The 7,059-nt window shown below is 40.0% G+C and carries 10 protein-coding genes; 3 read left to right on the top strand and 7 right to left on the bottom strand.

The window, feature by feature from the left end; translation table 11 throughout:
* Window positions 1-327: 327 nt before the first annotated feature.
* Both ACYTXL_RS13640 and ACYTXL_RS13635 read right to left on the bottom strand, forming a co-directional pair.
* Window positions 328-1,296: a hypothetical protein gene (locus tag ACYTXL_RS13640; protein WP_461925224.1), complete on the bottom strand. Its 969-nt coding sequence runs from the start codon at window positions 1,294-1,296 to the stop codon at window positions 328-330.
* A gap of 448 nt (window positions 1,297-1,744) precedes the next feature.
* A complete protein-coding gene (locus ACYTXL_RS13635; RefSeq protein ID WP_461925223.1) occupies window positions 1,745-1,963 on the bottom strand; it encodes a hypothetical protein in 219 nt (72 codons plus the stop codon).
* 645 nt (window positions 1,964-2,608) lie between these two features.
* Here ACYTXL_RS13635 and ACYTXL_RS13630 point away from each other — a divergent pair.
* Window positions 2,609-2,779: a transposase gene (locus ACYTXL_RS13630; protein ID WP_461925222.1), complete on the top strand. Its 171-nt coding sequence runs from the start codon at window positions 2,609-2,611 to the stop codon at window positions 2,777-2,779.
* Between the two features lie 21 nt (window positions 2,780-2,800).
* Here ACYTXL_RS13630 and ACYTXL_RS13625 read toward each other — a convergent pair whose 3' ends face one another.
* The 4 genes from ACYTXL_RS13625 to ACYTXL_RS13610 form a co-directional block, all read right to left on the bottom strand.
* A complete protein-coding gene (locus ACYTXL_RS13625; RefSeq protein WP_461925221.1) occupies window positions 2,801-2,935 on the bottom strand; it encodes a hypothetical protein in 135 nt (44 codons plus the stop codon).
* A gap of 55 nt (window positions 2,936-2,990) precedes the next feature.
* The gene (locus ACYTXL_RS13620; RefSeq protein ID WP_461925220.1) at window positions 2,991-3,722 is read right to left on the bottom strand and encodes an FkbM family methyltransferase; all 732 of its coding nucleotides are present in this window, start codon (window positions 3,720-3,722) and stop codon (window positions 2,991-2,993) included.
* A gap of 403 nt (window positions 3,723-4,125) precedes the next feature.
* Window positions 4,126-4,743: a thiamine phosphate synthase gene (locus ACYTXL_RS13615; RefSeq protein WP_461925219.1), complete on the bottom strand. Its 618-nt coding sequence runs from the start codon at window positions 4,741-4,743 to the stop codon at window positions 4,126-4,128.
* Window positions 4,744-4,827: 84 nt separating this feature from the next.
* A complete protein-coding gene (locus ACYTXL_RS13610) occupies window positions 4,828-5,340 on the bottom strand; it encodes a hypothetical protein (RefSeq protein ID WP_461925218.1) in 513 nt (170 codons plus the stop codon).
* Window positions 5,341-5,436: 96 nt separating this feature from the next.
* Between ACYTXL_RS13610 and ACYTXL_RS13605 the strand changes: the two genes are divergently transcribed.
* Window positions 5,437-5,610: a hypothetical protein gene (locus tag ACYTXL_RS13605; RefSeq protein ID WP_461925217.1), complete on the top strand. Its 174-nt coding sequence runs from the start codon at window positions 5,437-5,439 to the stop codon at window positions 5,608-5,610.
* A 198-nt stretch (window positions 5,611-5,808) separates the two neighbouring features.
* On the opposite strand, the gene ACYTXL_RS13600 is transcribed toward ACYTXL_RS13605, so the two are convergent.
* Entirely contained in the window at window positions 5,809-5,985 is a 177-nt protein-coding gene (locus ACYTXL_RS13600) for a hypothetical protein (protein WP_461925216.1), read from the bottom strand.
* Window positions 5,986-6,396: 411 nt separating this feature from the next.
* On the opposite strand from ACYTXL_RS13600, the gene ACYTXL_RS13595 reads away from it, so the two are divergent.
* Window positions 6,397-6,846, top strand: a complete 450-nt coding sequence (locus ACYTXL_RS13595; protein ID WP_461925215.1) for a DUF1036 domain-containing protein — start codon at window positions 6,397-6,399, stop codon at window positions 6,844-6,846.
* Window positions 6,847-7,059 lie beyond the last annotated feature (213 nt).

Genomic DNA, 7,059 nt, shown 5'->3' with positions numbered 1-7,059 from the left:
GCAATTAATACTGACTGCGGTTAAAACCGCACGAGCCGTTTCCCTCTCTTTCTCTAAAGCCGCTGAGTTTCCCACATCCCGCGAGGTTCTATGAACAAGAAGAAATTGAACCACAGTTACAGCTAGATAGGCAGCTTGAGATAAAGCGTCTCGAACTGGAGGCAAACCAGGAATTAGAAAATCTTGAAAACCTTGCTCAAATAAGGATTGAGACTAATAAACAGGAGTTAATGGAAGCTCAGGCGGAGATGTTTTTCGACCGCAACCCGCACATGGTCGAGAAGTATTTGCCCAAAGTCGATCCAAGCTTGGGCGTTTTTAATTCACTTAAGGCGTAGTTATATTATTATTGCTTACAACATTATCAGGAGAGTTATTATAGATCCTGCTATTGTACTCTGTGTATGGATTGGTGTTGAATGTGTGAATCCCACCGCCGTAAAGTTTAATAGTGCCGTTGTCCACCACTGGAACAGGATCTATCACTACGAAGAAAGAAGCATCTTCAATGCCGCCACCATCCATGCCAGCTTTATTGGACGTAATAGTGCTGTTGTCCATCACCACTCGGTAGGAAAAAGCATCTTCAATGCCGCCACCATTGATGCCAGCCTGATTGCCACTAATGGTGCTATAACTCACGGTAGTGATTGATGATTTATCAGATAAATATGGATTACCATTGGTGAAAATGCCGCCGCCGTCGTTGCCTGCTCTGTTGTCAGTGACGGCGCTGTAGTTCACGCTCAGTCTGCCAGTATTGAAAATGCCGCCGCCCTGGTATGCTCTGTTGTCAGTGATGGTGCTGTGGTTCACTGTGAGACTGCCAGTGTTGAAAATGCCGCCGCCCTCGCTGTTATCGTCGGCAAGTGATTGAACTCCTTCTACTGGTACATCGGTACTTATCTGACCGCTTACAGTGTTGCCCTTGATGATGCTGTCGCTCAGTGTAAGGACGCCTTCATTGGAGATAGCACCGCCTCCATTTGCACCATCGTATGTATTGGTAATAGTCAGCCGATTGATTGCAGATGTTGCACCTTTGCCAATATCAAAAACACGGTCAGGACTATCATCCTTAATTGTTAGTTTGCTGGGATTTGTGCCTTGAATGGTCAGGTTATCTGTGATACTCAGACTACTACCAGTCAGGTTGATGGTATGAGCCAGCCCATCAGTAAATAGTCCACCAAAATTGATAATGTCTTTTCCTCTTTGGGCATTGGCATCTAAAACGGACTGCCGTAGTGAACCTAGACCACTGTTATTAGTATTAGTGACGGTAAATGTAGACATTCAGAATACTCCAATTTTTTTATCGTTGTATAAAAATTGATATCAAGAATCATGCTGATAATACTACGAATATGCAAGTATTTTTTCTACTGCTCATCCGTAGTAAGAGAGCAAAGTCAAGAAAGAAAAACTGCGATGGTCGCCTTTCGTTCCGCCGTAGGCATCGCCCTACTGGTTTGCCAACCCCAAAATGCGCTTTTTCGGATTGGGGTGTATTTAAAGAAGTCGGAAGTCGGAAGTACAGTTTTGTAACGGGGATTTATACCCCGCCACAAAACTTAAAGCCGTCCTAGAAGGACAGGGTTTTAGACCCATCTTTTTGATAAAAGGTTAAAGGGAAAGTGTTTTCTCCCTTTCCCCAATAAATACAAGTTCACTCAAGGCGAACTACTAAGAGGATTTTGAGATTTAGCACCAAAAATACCTAAATCTCACGCTTAGTTCGTGGTTAGTAATACTGATAATGACCCTTAACCCATACGCGGTGGTGATTTCTTGTTATCCAATGCCCAGCTATCCACCGACGACGCTGGGAACGCCGAGCAAGTAATGTTCCTACTTGTGGTTTTTGAACATCTGGGTTGACTACTGAGAGTGCTGATGCCTGTTTTGGCATGGAGGCAACCAACAGAGGTATTGCCACTATTCCTGCAATAATCTTGTTCATGAATCTTTTCCTTTTACTTAACTCTTGACAATTAAGCCAGTTATTTTTTTGACTTAATTGTGATGAATTTAACTAGATTAATTCATTAACTAACAGTTCTTATTTTTTTAAGATTTTATTTACATCTATGTCTTAGTTGTGTCATTAATATGTCAAATGTGTAGATAGAATTTCCGCTAAAAACCTTTCTAAAGACAGAAGGGCTGCGGTTAGAGTTGATATCACCTGTGGATATTACCAGCGTCAAGGCAAGTATTAAGCTGCGGGGAAGGGCGTTGAGTCAGGACGAGTTAATGGTGGAAGGATAGGATACTATTTGGCAGACTTACTAGAGCAACAATACTATTACTGTGGTCAGAAATGGGAAGATGTTAAAGGCAAGTTGCGAGAATTAGGAATTGGTAAAGATGAGCCGAATTTAAATTGATGAGAGCGATCGCTATTTATCCTCTAAGAATCTTGGTATGAAAAAGCTCTCAGGGCATCGGTTATGCTCTACACAAGCGTAGTTTCCCGCCGCAGGTGTTACCCTGATCCCTTCGACAGAGCTACGGGTAACACCTGTGCCGTACCACTTCGTGGAAGCAAGCTACGCGCAGCGTCTCTAAGAGTTGGGCATCGCTGCTTCTAATCAGACAAATACTAATGCCTCGTCAGCCTCGTCAAATACAACCAGGGTATTGCTATCACATCACCACCCGTTGCAATAACCGCGAATTTTACTTGAATCGTCGAGAATGTCGGGAGGTGTTTCTTTTTGCTATCAAAAAGGCAGTCCTCAAATTTAAATTTAAGCTCTATGCTGAATGGCACTAAGAAAAGCTGAAACACTTGTGGTTAAGCGCTTTGCAATTGCTTGCGTAATTTATGCCGGGGTTTGGTAATTAAGGGATAAGCTTTCGGGCGACGGAAAGCGAACCCGTGCTTCACTTCTACCGGGGCGATCGCTCGACTTGCCCACTCACTATTCATTGATTAAAAGTTGAAATCCTTACCTCGTATAGCTTATAGCTTTTCTTAGTGCCATTCAGTTCTGACCCTTTCGTTTGTTTTTCAGTAAAACATTATCCGAGTATCTATAAAGAAGTTCAAAATCAGGTAGTAATTCCAATAGCTCTTTTAAATTGATTTGTCCTTCATATAGTTCAAGATCACTATATTCGGTGTAAAAATAGTGAGTATGCTTTAGTGCTGTACTTCCACCTTTTATCAGATTTATTTCAGCCCCTTGAACATCCGCCCAAATAAGATCTATGAATTGAATTTCTTCTTCTTGACACCATGTATCGAGCTTCTTCGTCTTAACTTCTATTTTCTCATTGAATGTACACCAGGGATAAACCTGAAGATGTAGCTTAGGTTTTCTTATAGAACCTGATTCATCCCAACCTTGAGAGAGCTTCTCTCGCAAACCTTCCCAACCTTCAGGTACTTTTTCCAGCAAATCTTCTGAATTTTCAGGGGGGCTTTCTGGCAAATCTGAGTCAGGATTTGTCCCACTGACATAAAATTCAGTAGTGCCATCAATATCAGAAATTGCAATGTCAAATAATTTTGCTCTCTTATCTTTTACTTTATTTCTATAGCGTTCTATTGCCCTAGAATCAGGCTCAAAAGAATATACTTTAGCCTCATTAAAGAGTTCTAAAAATTTCATCGTGTGACTGCCGTCATTGCACCCAATATCAAGAATGACTGGATTATCTTTTCCTATTAAGTCTTTAAAATATGTAAGATCAATTATTCCTGGAGTAATCATTATCTCTTAGTTGAAAAAAATTAACAAAAGTTCTGCGATGCCTTCTCTACGAGACGCTATGCGTAGCTTGCTTCCCGTTCGCGTAGCGTCTCCGACAGGAGAAGGGTACGGCGGGCGTAGCCATCGCTAAAAAATAGTAGTGTTACTGTAACTGCTCATACTTCAGTCCTAATAAACGCTGCGATTCATGAGGATTATTTTGGATATGCTCAAATATACTGCTCATACTCGTTTTGGTTACAAATACCCATTTATATTCTTTTACCACATTTTTATTCTTTTTCGGAGATGTCTATTAAAGCATTCGTTTGATGCCGGTTAAGTTTGGATTCTTTATTAAAGACACTCCATGCTAAGAGTGCGGGTGATGCTGGGAAAGGCTTTCAGCTATTGAATTACTAGTTCATTTGTTCGCGTTGAAAGGGCTGGACTTTGTGAACATACTAATTGCCGCAACACCAGATGCACCTACATCAAGACATTGCCTATAATTATTTTCGTTGATTCCTCCGAGGGCAAAAACCTTGATTTGCGTTGATTCACAAGCCTTCCGAAGCATACTTAGACCAATTCCTTTTGCTTCTGGATGAGTTTGTGTCTCAAAAATCGGTGAAAAAAATACATAGTCTATTCCGCACTGTTGCGCTTCTTTTATAGATTTCAACGAGTGGCATGACTTGCCAAACAGCACATTACGGTTTTTCGTTTGATGAATTTTAATTTTGTCATTCTCTCTAAAATGAAAAGCACTAACCAAAGAAGATTCATGATTAAGAGAAAATGGTAGTATGATTGGTAATTCCTTATAAGGCAAATTCTCCAAAATTATATCTATAGTTTCTTTGTTCGCATCATATAAACGCACATAGCAAGAATCTGCACCATTATTGGTAGCTATTTTTCCCCATTCTATAACTTTTTTAGCAAGCTTTGACAAGTCAAGAGAAAGTAGATCTTCGGCAACTACTGATGTGGTATCAAATATTGCGATTTTTTGGAAATGTTTTACTTTTAGTGTCATGAGCTTACCCTTTAATGACCAAGCCACGGCATGAGTTACGCAAACAATTACAGACTGCTTAGTTAGTAAGCCTTTGGGCTTTTCTTAGTGCCATTCTACTCTAATACTTTCTTCCTGGGCAGAGTCTCCTATAGTTCTACCTGTTTCTTCTGGCCAAAAATGTTCCTCATGGTCTATAAGTGCCAAGGCTTTAACGCGAACATTAAGTTCTTTCTGTAGGGAGATAAGATGGTGTGGATATAAAGCTGCTGGGCTAGAATAACTAGTCTGCGTGTCCTTAAGTTGACCGCTGATTTCGCTAAGAGATTTGATTAAGATTTCTCGAAAACATTTATTGTCTCGGATGTATTGATTTTCTTTTAAACCTTCAGCCGCTTCCTTGACTAAGCTAATATCTTGATTGAGATCATCTTTATCTGCATTTTTTAGTACTGACTTAGATACTAGCTCAAAATCTGGAAATGTTCTGTCCACCCATGCTTTAGCTTTTTGACTATCGTCGATAATTTCACTAACTAGCTCTACTAGTTGCTCTTTTTTTGTGCCATCAATTAGTGGTACGTCTGCTATGGGTCCACCCAGTTTGTTGAACTGCAAAAGCTTGACATTTTTGGAACGTCCGAGGAGAAAACCAAGCTTGAAATTTAGCCATGTGGAAGAACTACTTATTAAATATAGGTTTTACTCCTAATAATGGTTGGGCGTTACTCTATACTCCCTCTCCAAGCGAATTATACTTTTACTGAGTTTACCTGCCATCAGCACATCGGGCGGGTGTGGAGTTCGACTGAATTGGGGATTGACTCAGAGGTAGCGATCGCCATATTTCCCGATATTTTTACATTTACAAACCTGATATTAGACTAATTCTTGGCATTAATTTTGCCCATTATCAGTAATTGAGAAGTATTGAAATTAATCTAGAATTCTTGGTAAGCTAGTTTTAATAAAAAATTCGGATGGATGTATGTATATGGAAAATTAGCCGAGTTTCTTTTTAGCCATTAGTACCAGGTTATCCAAAGTCGAATCCTTCAATATTCTACTACCGATGAATAAAAAATTTTATTTTAATATTGTGCCATCAGTATTACTAATAGTCTTATCAACTATGTTCTTGACTGTAGGGTGTAATGAATCCAAAGAGCCTTGCTCAGACTTGAGTAAGTTCACAGGAGCTACAGCAGTACCGCCGGATTGTCCTACCACACCTAACTTTTTGCTGCCTCCTAAAGAAAGCAATTTTCAGCATCCCAATCCTATAACAGGGATTTTGATTATAAGATACCAGTCATCAGAAAGATCCCAGTCATCAGCACAGGACATCCTTAACTTGAACTTGTTGAATGAATGTAGTAAGTCATCGTATTACGTAGAGTTTGACCCTTATAGACGGGTTCCTTCTAACTCATATAATGTGAACAATTGTATCAATAGTGCGCTTCAGAGACTCAATCCTCCTCTTAGGGAAAAAACAAGGGCGTTGCATAATGGTGGTATGAATCACTCTGGAACTGAAACATCCCAGAATTCTAGATAGTGGAGTGTAGATGTCTTGGGTTGTTATTGTACCTTATAACACCGGGAAGTGCTGTATTGAGAATGAAATAACCCTGATTACAAATTGAACGGTAATAATTTTGATAATTTAATTTGGATACTGAAAACGTACTACATAAAAATTTAAATGCCCAAACATCACCCTCAGGTTTTTATGTCTGCAACGAATCAAGTGAAAATCTTAATGTCACAGTCGCCTACTACAACGGTTATTTTTGGACTACCCAAGGTTTATACCGATTATCTCAAACACCTGGCTCGTGCATACAAGTTACTAACTCACTCACTAACACTCGCTACTACCTTTATGCCACTAGTGATTCAGCTAATAAGTGGCAAGGAAACCATCCTTTTTGTATTGGAACCACCCCTAACTTTACAATCCCATACGTTACCTATACCCAATATTGCGGTTCTGTACAAAACTTTTTCTCAGTTTGGGTTCCCAATCCAGTAACAGGAATAAGTCCCACATTCTACGGTTACACGTTTGCACCTAATAATTATTCCAACAACTGGAACTCTCCGCGTGCGGAACGATAAGTGATGGTTTCTGACTACAGAAACTATTCAATAATCAATACCTTCGCCAATTGGGCATTTTGGGGAAGGTACTGATTTGTTTTTTCGTGGTGTGTTCCCGATATTAATCCCACCAATTTATGAACTACCTCTAGCTAGCTTCGCTTGAGCTAGAGGTTTCTACATCCTCTAGCCTGTCTTTAGCGAAATTACTTTGAGATTTTTGACGCTTCA

Source organism: Nostoc sp., assembly GCF_054880495.1.
This window is presented reverse-complemented; position numbering and strand designations above follow the sequence as displayed.

Excerpts from the sequence above, each read along its gene's own strand:
- ACYTXL_RS13640 (WP_461925224.1), bottom strand. The coding sequence starts at position 1,296 with ATGTCTACATTTACCGTCACTAATACTAATAACAGTGGTCTAGGTTCA.
- ACYTXL_RS13605 (WP_461925217.1), top strand. The coding sequence starts at position 5,437 with ATGGTTGGGCGTTACTCTATACTCCCTCTCCAAGCGAATTATACTTTT.
- ACYTXL_RS13635 (WP_461925223.1), bottom strand. The coding sequence starts at position 1,963 with ATGAACAAGATTATTGCAGGAATAGTGGCAATACCTCTGTTGGTTGCC.
- ACYTXL_RS13615 (WP_461925219.1), bottom strand. The coding sequence starts at position 4,743 with ATGACACTAAAAGTAAAACATTTCCAAAAAATCGCAATATTTGATACC.
- ACYTXL_RS13630 (WP_461925222.1), top strand. The coding sequence starts at position 2,609 with ATGCCTCGTCAGCCTCGTCAAATACAACCAGGGTATTGCTATCACATC.
- ACYTXL_RS13620 (WP_461925220.1), bottom strand. The coding sequence starts at position 3,722 with ATGATTACTCCAGGAATAATTGATCTTACATATTTTAAAGACTTAATA.
- ACYTXL_RS13625 (WP_461925221.1), bottom strand. The coding sequence starts at position 2,935 with ATGAATAGTGAGTGGGCAAGTCGAGCGATCGCCCCGGTAGAAGTGAAG.